Source organism: Lentzea pudingi, assembly GCF_014646255.1.
In the GTDB taxonomy this organism is placed as follows: domain Bacteria; phylum Actinomycetota; class Actinomycetes; order Mycobacteriales; family Pseudonocardiaceae; genus Lentzea; species Lentzea pudingi.
The window spans coordinates 261893-277467 of sequence record NZ_BMNC01000007.1; the positions used below are offsets into that span (position 1 = coordinate 261893).

11 protein-coding genes are annotated in these 15575 nt (G+C 69.5%); 5 read left to right on the forward strand and 6 right to left on the reverse strand.

Translation table 11 applies throughout. The features are described 5' to 3' along the window. The first annotated feature begins 476 nt into the window (after window positions 1–476). Complete coding sequence (dnaB, locus tag IEY88_RS26150; protein WP_373294191.1) at window positions 477–2435, forward strand: replicative DNA helicase; 1959 nt, start codon at window positions 477–479, stop codon at window positions 2433–2435. Between the two features lie 10 nt (window positions 2436–2445). Here dnaB and IEY88_RS26155 read toward each other — a convergent pair whose 3' ends face one another. Both IEY88_RS26155 and IEY88_RS26160 read right to left on the reverse strand, forming a co-directional pair. Further along, a complete protein-coding gene (locus IEY88_RS26155; protein ID WP_189157477.1) occupies window positions 2446–2784 on the reverse strand; it encodes a hypothetical protein in 339 nt (112 codons plus the stop codon). 289 nt (window positions 2785–3073) lie between these two features. Continuing rightward, the gene (locus IEY88_RS26160; RefSeq protein ID WP_189157478.1) at window positions 3074–3676 is read right to left on the reverse strand and encodes a TetR/AcrR family transcriptional regulator; all 603 of its coding nucleotides are present in this window, start codon (window positions 3674–3676) and stop codon (window positions 3074–3076) included. Between the two features lie 126 nt (window positions 3677–3802). Here IEY88_RS26160 and IEY88_RS26165 point away from each other — a divergent pair, with 126 nt between their 5' ends. From IEY88_RS26165 to IEY88_RS26175, 3 genes are read left to right on the forward strand one after another with little or no spacing between them, the layout of a single operon-like run. Continuing rightward, the gene (locus tag IEY88_RS26165) at window positions 3803–4648 is read left to right on the forward strand and encodes an SDR family oxidoreductase (RefSeq protein ID WP_189157479.1); all 846 of its coding nucleotides are present in this window, start codon (window positions 3803–3805) and stop codon (window positions 4646–4648) included. Window positions 4649–4675: 27 nt separating this feature from the next. Then, the gene (locus IEY88_RS26170) at window positions 4676–5338 is read left to right on the forward strand and encodes a hypothetical protein (RefSeq protein ID WP_189157480.1); all 663 of its coding nucleotides are present in this window, start codon (window positions 4676–4678) and stop codon (window positions 5336–5338) included. A gap of 14 nt (window positions 5339–5352) precedes the next feature. After that, window positions 5353–6546 carry a glycosyltransferase gene (locus IEY88_RS26175; RefSeq protein WP_189157481.1) on the forward strand — a complete coding sequence of 398 codons (1194 nt, stop codon included), beginning with the start codon at window positions 5353–5355 and terminating at the stop codon, window positions 6544–6546. Window positions 6547–6682: 136 nt separating this feature from the next. On the opposite strand, the gene IEY88_RS26180 is transcribed toward IEY88_RS26175, so the two are convergent. The 3 genes from IEY88_RS26180 to IEY88_RS26190 all read right to left on the reverse strand — a co-directional run bounded on the left by IEY88_RS26180 (window position 6683) and on the right by IEY88_RS26190 (window position 13080). After that, a complete protein-coding gene (locus tag IEY88_RS26180; protein ID WP_189157482.1) occupies window positions 6683–9778 on the reverse strand; it encodes a beta strand repeat-containing protein in 3096 nt (1031 codons plus the stop codon). A 197-nt stretch (window positions 9779–9975) separates the two neighbouring features. After that, a complete protein-coding gene (locus IEY88_RS26185) occupies window positions 9976–10710 on the reverse strand; it encodes a hypothetical protein (RefSeq protein ID WP_189157483.1) in 735 nt (244 codons plus the stop codon). A 192-nt stretch (window positions 10711–10902) separates the two neighbouring features. Further along, window positions 10903–13080 (reverse strand): translocation/assembly module TamB domain-containing protein, encoded by a 2178-nt coding sequence (locus IEY88_RS26190; RefSeq protein WP_229693762.1) that lies wholly within the window; start codon window positions 13078–13080, stop codon window positions 10903–10905. Window positions 13081–13159: 79 nt separating this feature from the next. On the opposite strand from IEY88_RS26190, the gene IEY88_RS26195 reads away from it, so the two are divergent. Continuing rightward, the gene (locus IEY88_RS26195; RefSeq protein WP_189157484.1) at window positions 13160–14311 is read left to right on the forward strand and encodes an AI-2E family transporter; all 1152 of its coding nucleotides are present in this window, start codon (window positions 13160–13162) and stop codon (window positions 14309–14311) included. Here IEY88_RS26195 and IEY88_RS26200 read toward each other — a convergent pair. Beyond that, window positions 14308–15510 (reverse strand): GGDEF domain-containing protein, encoded by a 1203-nt coding sequence (locus tag IEY88_RS26200; RefSeq protein WP_229693763.1) that lies wholly within the window; start codon window positions 15508–15510, stop codon window positions 14308–14310. The genes IEY88_RS26195 and IEY88_RS26200 overlap by 4 nt on opposite strands. Window positions 15511–15575 lie beyond the last annotated feature (65 nt).

The following is a 15575-nucleotide window of genomic DNA, read 5'->3' on the forward strand; positions in this document are numbered from 1 at the left end:
CGTCCTGTGGATAAACGACATGTCCACCGTGGGCGCGACACGCCGACGATAGTGTTTTCTGCGACACGCCGACGCCGTGCCACACAACTTTTTCCACAACTTGTGCACAGCCTTTGAGCTGCAGTTACTTCTGTCACTCCACTAGTTGTCAACAGGTTGTCCCCAGCACCACCACCCCTGTGAGCAACCATCCACAGGTTGTCCCCCAGTTGTCCACAGGTCGATCCACACGCTGGTTTGCTTGCTCCGGACGGGTCCCTCTAGCGTCGCTGTCAGGGCAGGGCCATCGCGCAGCGTGGCCGCCCGAAATTGTCGGTGCCTCGCTGTACAACTAGGGGACTTAGGCACCGTCTCTCGACTTCTTTCGCAGGGGTGATTCGGCAGTGGCGCTCGTGGACGACCGGGGCATGGCGGAGCCCGCATTCGAGCGTCAGCCGCCCCAGGACCTCGCGGCGGAGCAGTCCGTCCTCGGCGGCATGCTGCTGTCGAAGGACGCGATCGCGGACGTCATCGAGGCGCTCGCGCCGAACGACTTCTACCGCCCGGCGCACCAGGCGATCTACGACTGCATCCTCGACCTCTACGGCCGTGGCGAGCCCGCCGACCCGATCACCATCTCGGCCGAGCTCGAGCGCCGCGGCGAACTGCTGCGCGTGGGCGGCGCGCCGTACCTGCACACGTTGATCGCGACGGTCCCCACGGCCGCGAACGCCGGCTACTACGCCGAGATCGTGGCCGAGAAGGCGGTGCTGCGCCGTCTGGTCGAGGCCGGCACGCGCATCGTGCAGCTGGGTTACAACGGTGCCGAGGGCGCGGACGTCGACGAGGTGGTCGACCGGGCGCAGGCCGCGATCTACGAGGTCACCGACCGCCGCACCACCGAGGACTACGTCGCCCTCGAGGACCTGCTGCAGCCGACGATGGACGAGATCGACGCGATCGCGTCCCGAGGCGGCATCTCGCAGGGCATCCCGACGGGCTTCGCCGACCTCGACGCCCTGACCAACGGCCTGCACGGCGGCCAGATGATCATCGTCGCCGCCCGCCCCGGTGTCGGCAAGGCGCTGGCCCTCGACACCCCGCTGCCCACCCCGTCCGGCTGGACGACGATGGGTGCGGTGTCCGTCGGCTCGTACCTGATCGGCGCCGACGGCCGCCCGACCAGGGTCGTCGCCGCGACCGAGGTGATGACGGGCCGCCCGTGCTTCGAGGTGGAGTTCTCCGACGGCACGGTGATCGTCGCCGACGCCGAGCACCAGTGGCTGACGGAGTCGTGCAGCGAGACCGGCGGTTTCTGGGCGATCCGCACGACCGCGCAGCTGTTCGAGCGCGTCGGCGTGTGCCGCATGTTCGTCCGCATGTCCGCGGCCTGGGAACTGCCTGCCGCAGCGCTGCCCCTCTCGCCCCGCGCGCTCGGCCAGTTCCTCTCGGGCCTGGGCGACCTGGAGCTGACGGACGAGGAACTGCGCGTCGCCAAGGAACTGGACCTGGCCGACGACCCGCACATCCCCGCCGCCTACCTGCGCGCCTCGCACAAGCAACGCGCCGAACTGCTCGCCGCCCTGCAGATCGACGGCCGCTTCGCCCGCCTGCGCCGCGACGTCGACGAACTGATCGCGGGCCTCGGCAAGCACGACCAGGTGGAGATCGTCGCCGTCCGCCCGGTCGCCTCCGTCCCGGTGAGGTGCGTGGAGGTCGACAACCACGACCACCTGTACCTCGCGGGCGAGACGATGATCCCGACCCACAACTCGACGCTGGGCCTCGACTTCGCCAGGTCGTGCTCGGTCAAGCACGGCATGACCAGCGCCATCTTCAGCCTGGAGATGAGCCGCACCGAAATCGTCATGCGCATGCTCTCCGCCGAGGCACGCATCCGCCTCAGCGACATGCGAGGCGGCACCATGAGCGACGACGACTGGACCCGCCTGGCCCGCCGGATGAGCGAGATCAGCGAGGCCCCGCTCTTCGTGGACGACAGCCCGAACCTCACGATGATGGAGATCAGGGCCAAGGCCCGCCGCCTCAAGCAGAGGCACGACCTCAAGCTGGTCGTGGTCGACTACCTCCAGCTGATGTCCTCGGGCAAGAAGACGGAGTCCCGCCAGCAGGAAGTCTCGGAGTTCTCCCGAAACCTCAAGCTGATCGCCAAGGAACTCCACGTCCCGGTAATCGCGATCTCACAGCTCAACCGCGGCCCGGAACAACGAACCGACAAGCGCCCGATGCTCTCCGACCTCCGCGAGTCAGGCTCCCTCGAGCAGGACGCCGACATGGTCATCCTGGTCAACCGCCCAGACGCCTGGGAACGAGACGACCCACGCGCCGGCGAGGCCGACCTGATCATCGCCAAGCACCGCGCAGGACCGACCGCGACCATCGTCGTGGCGCACCAACTGCACTACAGCCGCTTCACGGACCTGGCCCAGACCTAGGCCGCGCAGGTCAGCCCGCAAACCGGTCCCAGCCGCCGGGGTACTGCTCGACATCGCCACGCTCGACGTCGGCCGGCGTCACGTAAAAGGCCGGCGCGCCGAAGGACAGGTCCACGAACACCAACGCGTGCGCGCCGTCGGCATCTTGCTGGGTGCCACGCCGCATCGGGCGTTCCTGCGCGGTGCGGCGAGCGAACACCCGCGCGAGCTTGCCGTTGATCTCGAGGCGGAAGCGCCGCCCTTCTTCTTCGATCTTGATTCGGTACGACGTTTCGCGGGCCGCTTCAGCGGCGGCCAGGTAGACGGCGAACTCGTGCAGCCTGTCGGTGCTCAGCTCGGAGATCTCCACGGCGGTCAGGTTATGGGTGCGGCAACCGACCCCGGCCGTCGTTGGCACGGCTTCACCTGCCCGGCCCAGAGAAGCGCGGGCCACAAGCCGCACTCAGCAGATGATCCTCGATGAGGTCGGTGCTCGCGGGCGCTCACGAGACGCGGGCGCGAGGCCTCGCAACGCCGTGTCCACCACCTGGTCCACGTAGGCGTGAGTCAGCGGGCCGACTCCGGCGACGCGCGCAATGCCCTGGACAGTGACCTTCGGGGCAGTCCGCTTCCCGACGACGGCCGGTCGTCGCTGACGCTCACGAGACGCGGGGCGCGAGGCCTCGCAACGCCGTGTCCACCACCTGGTGCGCGTACTCGCTGGTCAGCGGCGCCGTGCGGTGCAGCCATCGGTTGAGGATCGGCCCCCAGACCAGGTCAACCGCCACCTCCAGGTCCACGTCCTCGGCGAGTTGGCCGGCTTCTTGCGCGGTGCGGAGGCGGGCCTTCTTGATGTCACGCATCGGATTGTCGAGGCGCGTCGCGTACTCGGCGGCCAGGGCCGGGTCCAGGACGATCTCGGTGTGCAGGGCGCGCATTGCCTGGTCGAAGCGCGGGTTGTTGAGTTCGTCGATTGTGGCGTCCAGGACCAGCTTCAGGTCTGCCGCCAGGTCGCCGGTGTCCGGGAGGGCCGTTGCTTCGCCGTCGCCGGCCAGGTCGAGGAAGGCGTCGAAGAACAGCGCGCCCTTGGAGGGCCACCAGCGGTAGATCGTCTGTTTGCCTACCCCTGCTGACTTGGCGATGCGCTCGATGGTGAGTTTCGCGTAGCCCACCTCTCCGACCTGGTCGATGGCGGCGCTGAGGATCGCGCGCCGTACGCCGTCGTTGCGTCGGGTGGGGTCTGGAGCAACCGTCGTGGACACGGCGTCAATCTAGCGCATGACGAGACGAGACGTCTCGTCTTGACACGGCCACCCTGGTCGGGGCATGCTTCGTCAGGTCAACGAGACGAGACGTCTCGTCTCGTCAGAGCCACAGGGGGAACGAAGATGACTGCGTCAGCCTCATCGCGCGTTTGGTTCGTCACCGGTGCGAGCCGTGGGCTTGGCCGGGCCTTCACCGAGGCGGCGCTCGCCGCGGGTGACCGGGTTGTCGGGGTGGCGCGGAACCTGTCGCCGCTTGACGAGTTGGCCGCGGGGCATCCGGAGCGGTTGCTTCGGCTGCCGGTGGACGTCACGGATCGGGAGGCCGTGTTTGCCGTCACGGAGAAGGCTGTTGAGCACTTCGGACGGCTTGATGTCGTGGTGAACAACGCTGGTGCGTTGTTCGCGGGGATGGTGGAGGAGTTCAGCGAAGCTGAGGCTCGGGCGCAGATGGAGCTCAACTTCTTCGGGGCGTTGTGGGTCAGTCAGGCGGTGATGCCGCATCTGCGCGCCAACGGGGGTGGGCACCTGATGCAGATCTCCAGCATCGGGGCGTTGGGTGGGTTCCCCAGCACTGGGCTGTACAGCGCCAGCAAGTTCGCGCTCGAAGGGATGAGCGAGGCGTTGGCTGCCGAGGCCGCGCAGTTCGGGGTCAAGGTGACCATCGTCCAGCCCGGTGGGTACTGGACCGACCTGTACACGAGCAGCCGGGCGACTGAGCCGAACCCCGTTTACGACGGGTTGCGCGAGGAGTTGCAGAAGCAGTGGGCTGAGGGGTCCGTTGACAGCGAGCCGAAGTTGGCGGCTGAGGCGGTGATGAAGTTGGTCGCGAGTGATGAGCCGCCGTTGAGGCTCCTGCTCGGCAGCATGGTTTACGACGTTGCGTTCGACATCTCCCGGCGGCGAATGGAGACGTGGGCCGCGTGGGAGGAGACCAGTCGTGCGGCGGAGAAGGCTGTTCCGGCGCCCTGACGGAGCTGGGCTTGCTTGGATGGTGGTGTGACCGCTTACGACGTGGCTCGTCGCCTGCCCGACATCCCGGAACTGCGTGCGCTGTGCCGTTCGCTGGCTGCGTTGGACGTGGTGTTGAGTCCTGGCAGCGATGACCGGCACCACCTCTACGACGCCGCTTGGGCGCCGGGTGAGGAGTTGGCGTCCATGTGGAACGGCTCCGGCGACGAGTACTCGATCGTGTTCACGGCCGCAGGAGCGTACGTGCGCGGGTTTGACCACGAGTCGCCCATGAGTCCTTATGCCACGGACGACGGGAAGCCGTGGCCTGGTGTTCTGGATGCGGTGCCGGACGTGTTCCGGGCGTGCGTCGAGGAGCCGGCGTTCTCCGACGAGCCCGGCATGCCGACCGTGACGGTGTGTCTGTGGCGCGAGCACGGTGACACCGCCTGGCGGCACGGAGACGTCGACTTTCCCGGCGACGGTGATGACGGGGCCGACTGGATGTTCGCACTGCTGACCGACGGCACGCCCGAGGCGTTCCAGGAGTGGGCGCAGGACTACTACGAGATGCCGGTCGACCTCGGCGCGGTGCGGCACGTCTTCGCCGGGCAGCCGTTGACCGCGCAGGTCGTGGCCGCGCTCAACCCCTCCACCACCCTGGCCGACGTCGCCGACGACGTGGCCGAGACCGGCTATCCGATCCACTGAGGAGAGTCCGAAGAATGCGTGTGTTGTTGTCGACCCGCGGGTCGCGCGGGGACGTCGAACCGATGGCGGCGCTGGCGGTGCGGCTGCGCGACCTCGGGGCCGAGGCGCTGGTGTGTGCGCCGCCCGACGACGAGTTCGCCGCTGTGCTGGCTCGGGCCGGTGTGCCGTTCGTGCCGGTGGGGCGGTCGCAACGGTCGCTGCTCGAGGGCGCCGGCTCCGGGGACATGGCGCAGCGGGTGGCCGAGATGGTCGCGACGACCTACGAGGCGGTGGTCGCGGCGGCCGAGGGATGTGACGTCGTGGTGGCCACCGGGATGTTCCCCGCTGTGGCGGGGGCGCGTGCGGCGGCGGAGAAGCTCGGGCTGCGGTACGTCTACACGTGCTTCCAGCCGACGATGTTGCCCTCGCCGCACCACCCGCCGTTCGAGTACCCGGGGCGCCCGCATCCGGCCGGCGTCGAGGACAACCGGGTGCTGTGGGACCTCGACGCCGAGAACATGAACGCCCTGTTCGGCGGGCCGGTCAACGAGCATCGGAGGTCGGTCGGGCTGGCGCCGGTCGGCAACCTGCGCGATCACCTGTTCACCGAACGGCCGTGGCTCGCCACCGATCCGACGTTGAGTCCCTGGGTGTTGCCCGCGGACCTGGACGTCGTGCAGACCGGCGCGTGGGTCCTGCCCGACGAACGGCCGCTGCCCGCCGATCTCGAAGCGTTCCTGGACGCCGGTGCGCCGCCGGTCTACGTCGGGTTCGGCAGCATGCCGGTGGCGAAGGACATCGCGAAAACGGCCGTCGAGGCTGTTCGCGCGCAACGACACCGGGTTCTGCTGGCACGCGGCTGGGCCGGACTCACCCAGGTCGACGACGGCGACGACTGCTTCGTGGTCGGCGAGGTCAACCAGCAGGCGCTGTTCCGCCGGGTCGCGGCGGTGGTGCACCACGGCGGCGCAGGCACGATGACGGCCGCGGCGACCGCGGGTGCTCCGCAGGTCGTGGTGCCGCAGATGGTGGACCAGCCGTACTACGCGCGGCGCGTGGCCGACCTCGAGATCGGCGTGGCCCACGACGGGCCCGCGCCGACCGTCGACTCCCTGGCAGCGGCACTGGGGTCGGCTCTCGAAGCGGACGTCCGGGAACGGGCAGCGGCCGTGGCGCGCGAGATCCGGAGCGACGGAGCGGTGGTGGCCGCGAAGGCACTGCTGGCGTGACGGGGCTGCCCGGACACGCACAGCACGAACACCCCCGAACGGCACTGAGCCCCAGCGACACCGTCGTGTCGCTGGGGCTCAGCTTCTTACCGGAGGGAGGGTGTTGCGTACTGCGGGGTGTGGTGCGGGGTGTTGCTCAGAGCGAGCCGGTGACCTTCTGGAACAGGTTGGCCGGGTCGATCATGGCCAGCGCCGGGGCGTCGAACGGCAGCTGCGGGAGCGCGCGCTCGTCGGCGTTCGGGGCGAGGCCCTGGGTCGGGTTCAGGTTCAGACCCGAGATGGAGGCCGGACCGTCGACGGGCAGCACGGGCAGTGCGGGCATCGAACGCTCGGTCGGGAGCGCGGGCAGCTGCACGGGCACCGGCAGGGCCGGGGCGGTCACCGGGAGGGACGGCAGCGAACGCCCGGTGGCACCGGCCGGGACGATGCGCTTCGCGGCGTCGAGCAGCTGGCCCAGCGGCAGGCCCTGGACGTTCGGGGTGATGCTGCCGGTGCCGCCGTTGATCGGCAGGGCGGAGCGCTCCTTCGCCAGACCGGGCAGAGCCGGGGTGGGCAGCTGGCCGGTCATGGCCGCCAGGCCAGCCGGGTTCGGGAGCTGGTTGACGGGCAGCTTGCCGTTGAGACCGTTGAGACCGTTGAGGCCGCCGAGACCGTTGAGACCGCCGATGCCGTTGAGTCCCTTGAGGCCGCCGATGCCGTGGAACGCCGGAACCTCGTTGGCCTTCAACAGGCTGTCGACACCCTTGGGGAGCTCCAGGCCCTTGAGCTGCGTGGCGCGCAGCGTGCCCTCGGTGTCCTCGCCGGTGAGCTGCGTGTCGTCGTCCACGCCCTCCGTGATCGCCTGGCCGACGACCTCGACGGGGATGCGGGCGAGCTTGGCGGCCACCTCGACGGGGACGGTCATCTCGCGGGCGGTCAGCGGTCCGCTGCCCTCCGTGAGCATCTCGCCGCCGGCCTTGGTGTACGAGGCCTTGTCGGTGATCGTCGTCGCGTTGCCGGCGACGGCGACCGCGTCCGCGTACACGCCGGCGAAGGCGTTGGCGGGGACGTGGACCAGGTTGCCGGAGACCGAGGCGTCCTCAGCCGAGGTGTAGCTGTCGGCACCGGACACGACGTTGGTGGCGGACACCACGTCGGAGTTGGTGATGCCGGCCGCCGCGACCGTGTTGCCCGGAACCGCCGGGAGCACGGCCGGCTGCGCGCCGACCAGGTTGCCGGAGACGGCACCCTTGTCACCGTTGCTGTTGACGTCGCCACCGGCGACCGAGCTGAGGTCGTTGGTGGAGAAGGCGTCGACGTTGCTGCCGCCGCCGACCGACCAGCCGAGCACCTGGGTGCCGGTCGCGACCGGAGCCGAGACGGCGTTGCCCGCGATGGAGCCGTTCTCGCCGGTGCTGATGGCGTCGCCGCCGGCCTTCATGTCGGTGGTGTTGTCGCCCGTGGTCTCGTTGTTGCCCACCAGGGTGACGCCGTCGGCGAAGACCTGGGCCGGCGTCGAGGTCGGGACCTGGACGATGTTGCCGGACACCGAGCTCTTCTTGCCGGTGGCCAGCGGGTCGTCACCGGCCTTGACGGTGGTGTCGTTCGCCGAGTCGGACCTGGTGTTGCCCACCAGGCCGGCGGTGACCGCGAAGACCTGCGGTGCGGCGGCGGTGGGAGCGGTCACGATGTTGCTCGAGACCGTGCCGTTGTCGTCGACGGTGTTCGGCTTGCCGCTGGAGCGGACGTGCTTGACCTCGTCGGCCGAGCCGGACGCCTGACCACCGAGCGCCCCCGCGAGGCCGTAGACCTCGGCGGGGGTGGCGAACGGCGCCGACACGACGTTGCCGCCGACCACGGAGTCGTTGCCGAGCGTGCCCTGGTAGCCGCTGGTCGTCGAGGTGACGTCGTTCTCGCAGGTGCCCGCGGCCTGACCGGCCAGGGTCGCACCGTTGCCGCACCCGTCCACGGCGGTGGCGGGCGGGGCGTCGACGAGGTTGCCGGACAGAACCGACTTGTCGCCGTTGCTGTAGACGTCGCCGCCCGCGTTGGACTTCGCGTCGTTCACGTGCTCGGTGGCCGCGTTGCCGACCAAGGACGCCCCGTTGCCACCCACGGACGCGGGGAGCGAGATGGGTGCGCCGGCGATGTTGCCGGAAGCCGTGGAGCCGTAGCCGTTGCTGTTGAGGTCGCCACCGGCACGCGAGGTGTTGGTCGTCTCGCTGACGGCCTTCGAGTTGCCACCCGCGGCACCGGCGTTGTCGTCGACCGTGATCGGGCCGGCGAGAGACGGCGCGGCGACGTTGCCGGCCAGCGTGGCGGGGTCACCCGTGGTCCACGTCCTGCCACCGGCGTCGGCGGTACCGCGCTGCACGGAGTCGGTCGCGGCGTTGCCCGCGGCGGCGGCCGAGTTGCCGTTCACCTCGAACAGCGGTGCCAGCGGGACCGGCACGGCGTTGCCGGAGATCGAGCCGCTGTTGCCGCTGGTGGTGACGCCGCCCTTGGAGGAGGCGAACGTGTCGGCGGTGGAGTTGGCGTTGGCGATGCCCGCCGCGCCCACACCGTTGCCGGTGATCTGAACCGGGGTCGCACCCTGCTGGGCGATGACGTTGCCGGAGAGCGAGCCCTTTTCGCCGCTGGTCCTGATGTCGCCGCCGGTCGTGGAGACCTGCTTGGCGTCAGTGCTGGTCCCGGCGTTGCCGCCGGCCCCGATCGCGTTGCCGGTCAGCTGGACCGGGAGCGCGTGGTTGGCGGCGACGACGTTGCCGGCGAGAGCCTGGCCCGCGCCGTCCGTGACGATCGTGCCGTTGCGGTGGGTGGTCTGCGAGCAGTCGCCGGACGCCTCGGTGTCCGCGAGGACCGCGATCGCGTTGCCGCAGATGTTGATCGGCACATCGGCGTGCCCCTGAACCGTGTTGCCGCGCACCAGGTGCTGGAACGAGGTGCCCTGCAGGCGCTCGCCGACCTGACGAACCAGCGGGTTCGCGACGGGAGCGGCGGTGCGGGCCGGCACCGCGCTGGTGACGCGGTCCGTGCTGATCGTGCGGTCCACCTTGGGGACCGTGATCTCCTTGACCGGCGTGGCCAACTTGTTCTGGTCCGCCTTGAGCGGCACGGCGGCCGCGACGTCGACGGCCGGAGGCGCTGCGTCCGGGTCGACGTTCTCCTGGGCAGAAGCGATGCCCGTACCGAGCATCAGCAAACCACCAGTGACAAACGCGGTCTGAAGTCCGCGCTTTGCCCAGGTCTGCATTAGAACTCCTTCTTTGGGGTTCCCGTCAGTGAGCGACGGGGGCTCAAGGGGGTGGGGCCGAAACGCGCAGGGGAAAGCGCGTCATCACCGGGAGGAGTCGCACGCGGTGATCGACCGAGTTGAGCGCAAGAAAAAAGCGCGACGGTCGACTTCCGGACAGCCAGGGGAGGAGGGCTGTCGCGGACCGCGCGCTGAAATCAGTCGGGGTTGATACCGGGCTGCTTGCCCGGCGTCACGGTGACCTCGTCGGTGGACGGCGCGAGAGCGCGCGTCGACGAGATGCCGTGAGCGTCACCGGGTGCAGCGGAGGCAGCGATCAGGCTGCCCTTGGCAGAACCAGAACCGTCGCTGCACGAAGTGCACTGCACCGGCGCGGGGGCCGGGACGGGCAGCTTCGGGAACGGGTTGCTGGGCAGGGACGGACGCTGCTCGGAGGGCACGACGACGTCGTTGTGCTCCAACAGATCCGTCCAGCTGCCACCGGACGTGCCGGTGAACTGCGAGACCACGGGTGCCGGCGACTGGACGGCATCCGTGGCGGGGGCCGGGATCTCCGGGAACGTGACGTCCATGGCCCGCTCGGTGGCGGGGCTGCTGGACTGACCGATCCTGGTGACCTGCGGCAGGATTCGAGCGGCGATCTGGTCGACCGCCTGGGAGACCTGCACGTCCGGCAGGGCGGCGCGAGCCTTCTCCTGCTCGGCGCGCAAGGTCTCGTCGAGCTTGTGCACCGCCTCGGCAGCGGGAACGACGACCGGCAGCGTCTCGTCCGTCTTGGCGACGATCTTGCTGACGACGTCGAGCTGCTGCGCGTCGGCAGCGGGCACGGTGTCGGCCGCGCTGGCCGACGTCGTGGTGAGCGCCCAGGCAACGGCCGTTCCCGCGATCGCCCCACCGACGGCGAGCAGCGCTCGGGTGGCGAAGCGGCGCATGCCGTTCGCTCCCGTCTTCGCTCGCAGACCAGTGGAGAACAACGCGGGAAACCTCGCTACTCGGTGGCGCTCAAGGGATTCGCCGACGATCCAGCTGATCGAGTCGACGTCGGCGACTCTGCCAGTCCATCCACCCCGAATGCACGCTCTGAGCGCTCGGTTAACCACATCGTGTGAACGGCTTCCCTTGCCTCACACCCGTTTCAGCACCCGTGCGGCTCCGGCCGCCGCGGTCGACGCGAGGACCCATCCGACGGCCACGAGCAGCGAGGATATCCATTGCGACGCACCGGTGAACTGCCACTTGCCGTCGTGGCCGAAGTCGATGATCGGGATCAGGAGGTCGAGGGCGAGCAACGCGGCGTTCCACACCGGGTCCTCGTCCTTGTTGAGCTTGACCATGGGGTGCCAGGCGAACCAGAGCGCACCGAAGAGCCAGAAGACGGCGAGCCAGCAGATCGCGAGCCAGGGCCGGTAGCCGTAGCCGACCGTCCACCGCTGCACGACGCCCCAGACCCGCCCCGCACGGCCGAGTTCGGAGTAACGACGCCGCTGCTTCTCCAACTGGACCTTCTGCGCGAGCTCCTCCTCGCCGCCCTGCTGGTAGACGGCGGCGAGCTGTTCGTACGGTCCGGGCGCGAAGTCGGGCTGCACCTTGAGCAACCACTGGAGCCGGGTCTGCACCGGCACGTCCGGGTCGGCGGTGATGCCGGCGAACTCGAAGTCGTCCACGGCGACGCCGCCCTCGGCTGCCCACAGCCCCGGCCCGTCGGTCACCGACACCGCTTTGAGGCGGCTCAGCACCACCTTCCCCTTGGGCTGCTGCCCCTCGGGGATGTGCAGGCGGAACTGGTGGACGGTGAGGCCGTAGGCGTTGAGCGCGATGTCCGCGGCGGTCGAGCCGAGGTGCGAGTCGCTGAACGTGGCCATCTTGCCGACCTCGCCCAGCCGGATCCGGACGCCGCCGACCGCGGTGAACCCGCGGCTGCACAGGAGGTCCTTGCCGATCGTGATGGCGCGGGCGTCCAGCGACGGCTTCTGCGTGCCGTTCGCCCGGAGCCGCGGGAGGGTCAGCTCGGCGCCGGACATGTCGAGCGTGGAACCGATGTTCGCGTTCTGCAGCCGGACCGAGCCCTTGGCCTTCAGCTCGCGCAGGAAGAGCGTGCCGCCGACCTGGAGGCGGTCGGCGAACAGGACGTCGATGCCCGGCCCGTGCAACGAGACGCCGGACATGCTGGCGCTGCCCATGATGTGCGCGTTGGACAACCGCACCTGGCCGTAGGTGTGCAACGGCTGCGAACGGGTGCCCGCGCCGTTGACCGCGCTACGGGCCTCGACGTCGCCACGCACCTGCATGCCGTCCGCGTGCAGTGCGACGGGGATGCGGTTCGTGACGTCGCCGGCGAGCTCCTCGGCGACCTCGCGCGGCCCGATCACCGCGCCGGACAGCCGGAGGTAGCCGCCGATGCTCGCGTTGGGCAGCCGGACCGTGCCGGTGCTCGTGAAGCCGTCGTCGAGCTCGAGGTTGCCCTCGACCCGGATGCGGTCGGCCACGAGCGTCGCGGCCTCGTCCGCGGACCCGTGCGGCAGGACCAGCACCTGGTTGTCGACGCGGTGGGCGGAGTTGAGGCGGGCGCCGGTGAACTCGACGTTCCCGTTGACGCGCGCGCCGTCGAACAGCACCCGTCCGTCCGCGGTGAAGCGGCCGCCCTCGGCGTTGCAGAAGACGTTGCCCACGACGACGATCCCGGACGCGTCGAGCGCGTCCTTGCCGGTGTTGATCAACCGCGCGCCGCCGAGGTGGACGCTGCCGCCGATCGACGCACCCCTGAGCCTCACCTCACCTCGCGCGCGCATCGCGATGGCCTGGACCGAGCCGCTGACCCTGATCCGGGCACCGAGCAGCGCGTGGTCGGTGTCGGACCGCAGCACCGAGCCGGCGAGTCTCAAGGTGCCGTCGACGGCGGCGTCGGTGAGGTCGACGGTGCCGGTGCAGGTGAACCCGGCCTCGAGGACGAGGTCGCTGAAGACCCTGAGATTGCGGCCCTGCAGGCCGGGCACGCGGGTGCCGCGCAACCGCAGGCCGATGAGCCGGGCCATCCGGAGGTCGAGCGGCTCCTCGAACGTGCAGTGGGTGAGGTCGATCACCCGCGTGACGCGGGTGCCCTCGAGTTCGAACTTGCCGGTGATCCGCGCGTTGCGAAGCCTCAGAGCGGGTAGTCCCTTGCGCGGGACGCGGTACAGACCGGTCAGCAGACCGGTGAGCACCTCGCCGCGAGCGCTCTGTCCGGTCAGGTCGATCTCGGTACCACCCGCGTAAGCCGCTGCGACCTGGCGCTCGACTTCGGTCAAGTCTTCCGGCTTGATCACTTCGTCCTCCCCTGACGAGTTGGATCATCCCTGGTGGAGTTCCGGCTTGGCGAGGGTCCGAACAGTTAACGTGAGGCACATGAGCACGCCGGAGTCGGAGATCAGCGGCCGCGTCCCGAAGCTGCTGCGGGTGAGTGCCGCCGTGAGCTGGCGCTTCGTCGTCGTGATCGCCGCGTTGTACGTGGTGGCGTACGCGTTGGGCTTCATGGCGTCGGTGGTGATCCCCGTCGCCATCGCGCTGCTGCTCGCCGCCCTGTTCTCGCCTGGGGTGTCGAAGCTCGTCGAGTGGCGGGTGCCGCGCGGCGTGGCGGTGACCGTGATGATGATCATCGGCATCGGTGTTCTCGGCGGTGTGCTGACGTTCGTGATCAGCGAGTTCTCCCGGGGTCTGCCCGAACTGCAGACGCAGGTCGCGGCGTCGCTCGACACGATCCAGACGTGGCTGAAGGACGGGCCCGCGCACCTGTCGGACGCGCAGCTGCAGAACTACGTCAACGAGATCGTGAAGACGATCAAGGAGAACCAGGCCGAGATCACGTCCGGTGCGCTGACGACCGCGGCGACGTTGGGCGAGCTGCTCACCGGGCTGCTGCTGGCGCTGTTCACGCTGATCTTCTTCCTGCACGACGGCGACGGCATCTGGCGCTTCGTGACTCGGGCGGTGCCTCGCGACGTGCGTCAGCGCGTCGAGGTGGCGGGTCGTCGTGGGTTCAGCTCTCTCGTTTCCTATGTGCGCGCCACGGCCGTGGTCGCGATCGTGGACGCCGTCGGTGTCGGTGTCGGGCTGGCGATCATCGGGGTGCCTCTGGTCGTGCCTCTGTCCGCGTTGGTGTTCCTCGGGGCGTTCATCCCCATCATCGGTGCGGTGTTCACGGGTGCCGTCGCGGTGTTGATCGCGTTGGTGACCAACGGGCCGATCGCGGCGCTTGTGGTGCTGGCTGTGCTGATCGGCGTGATGCAGTTGGAGTCGCACGTGCTGCAGCCGTTGTTGCTGGGGCGTGCGGTCAAGCTGCACCCGTTGGCCGTGGTGCTGGCGATCGCCGGCGGGTTGGTCACCGGGGGCATCGCCGGGGCTTTGCTGGCCGTGCCGTTGCTGGCGGTGCTGAACTCCGGGATCCGGTCGCTGGTGTCGGACTCGGACGCGGTGCAGAAGCCGGAGAAGGTGGACGTGCTGAATCCTCAGGACACGGCGCCGAAGGACGACAACAGCGAACGGGTCAAAGAGCTTTAGGCCATGGACACAAGGTTGCGGCCGTAGGCCTTGGCTGCCAGCAACGCCGCATCGGCCGCAACCAACAGGTCCGGCAGCTCGTACCCGAACCGAGTCGTCGTCGACACTCCTATGGACACAGTCAGCCCGTGCAGCTCCCGAGGCTTCCCGTCCGTGGCCATCGTCGGCACGCGAAGAGCGGCCACGGCCTTGCGCACGCGTTCGGCGACGTGCTCGGCCTCGTCCGGCGTGGCCTCGGGCAGCAGCACCACGAACTCCTCGCCGCCGAACCGTCCCACCAGGTCTCCGCGGCGCACGGTGCCGCGCAGCAGCAGGGAGATCGCGGCCAGCGCGGCGTCTCCTGCCAGATGGCCGACCTCGTCGTTGACGCGCTTGAAGTGGTCGAGGTCGAGGAGCATGACGGCCATCGGGCGGGTGCGCTCGGAGCCCTTGGTGAGTTCGTAGCGGGCTCGGCTGTCCCAGTGGACCGCGTTGGCCAGGCCCGTTTTGGCGTCGCGCTGGGCCGAGCGGCGCCATTGGGGGAGTTGGGCGGCGCGTTCCAGCAGGGCGAGGGGTGGGCCGGCGATCAGGGCGTGGACGGCGTTCGACTCCGCCACGCAGCCCATGAGGCCGCCGATCGACACCGCGACGATGCCGAGGATGGCGTCGATGGGGTCGCCGACGTTCTCCTCGAAGGTGGCCGAGGGGCTGCGGAGCTTGAGGCCGAAGGAGATCAGGCCCGCTCGCAGGATCAGCAGGAGGGCGGCGGCCAGGGTGAGGACCAGGAGGTTGGCGTGCGGGCCCGCCCAGCTGAGCACGTAGCGGGTGGCGAAGACGGCCAGTGCGGTGGCGCTCAGGGTGAAGAGCCAGCGGTGGGTTTCCGGGCGCTGGGCCAGCAGGCAGTGCAGGGCCGGGCCGAACAGCAGCAGGACCAGCAGGTTCGGCGGCAGGGCGAGGATGCCCGCCGTCAGGTAGCAGAGGTGGGCTGCCCACGGGTTGCGCTCGGTCTCGCCCAGGCGGTGGCTGTAGATGGAGCTGCCGATGATCACCGCACCCGCGGTGCCCGCGATGGCCGCGAACCTGACGATTTCGGAGGGTGACGGCGTTTCCGACGAAACGATCGCGTGCACGACGGTGGCGAACGCGAGCATGTCGATGAACAACCAGTAGCAGAGCGCGGGCCGCCGCAAAGTCCACACCGGCCAGTCGCGCACCTGCATTCACCCTCCCCCGAACCCGGAGAGCGTCGCACATTCCTCCGTTCGGCAGAAGACGGCCACCTGGG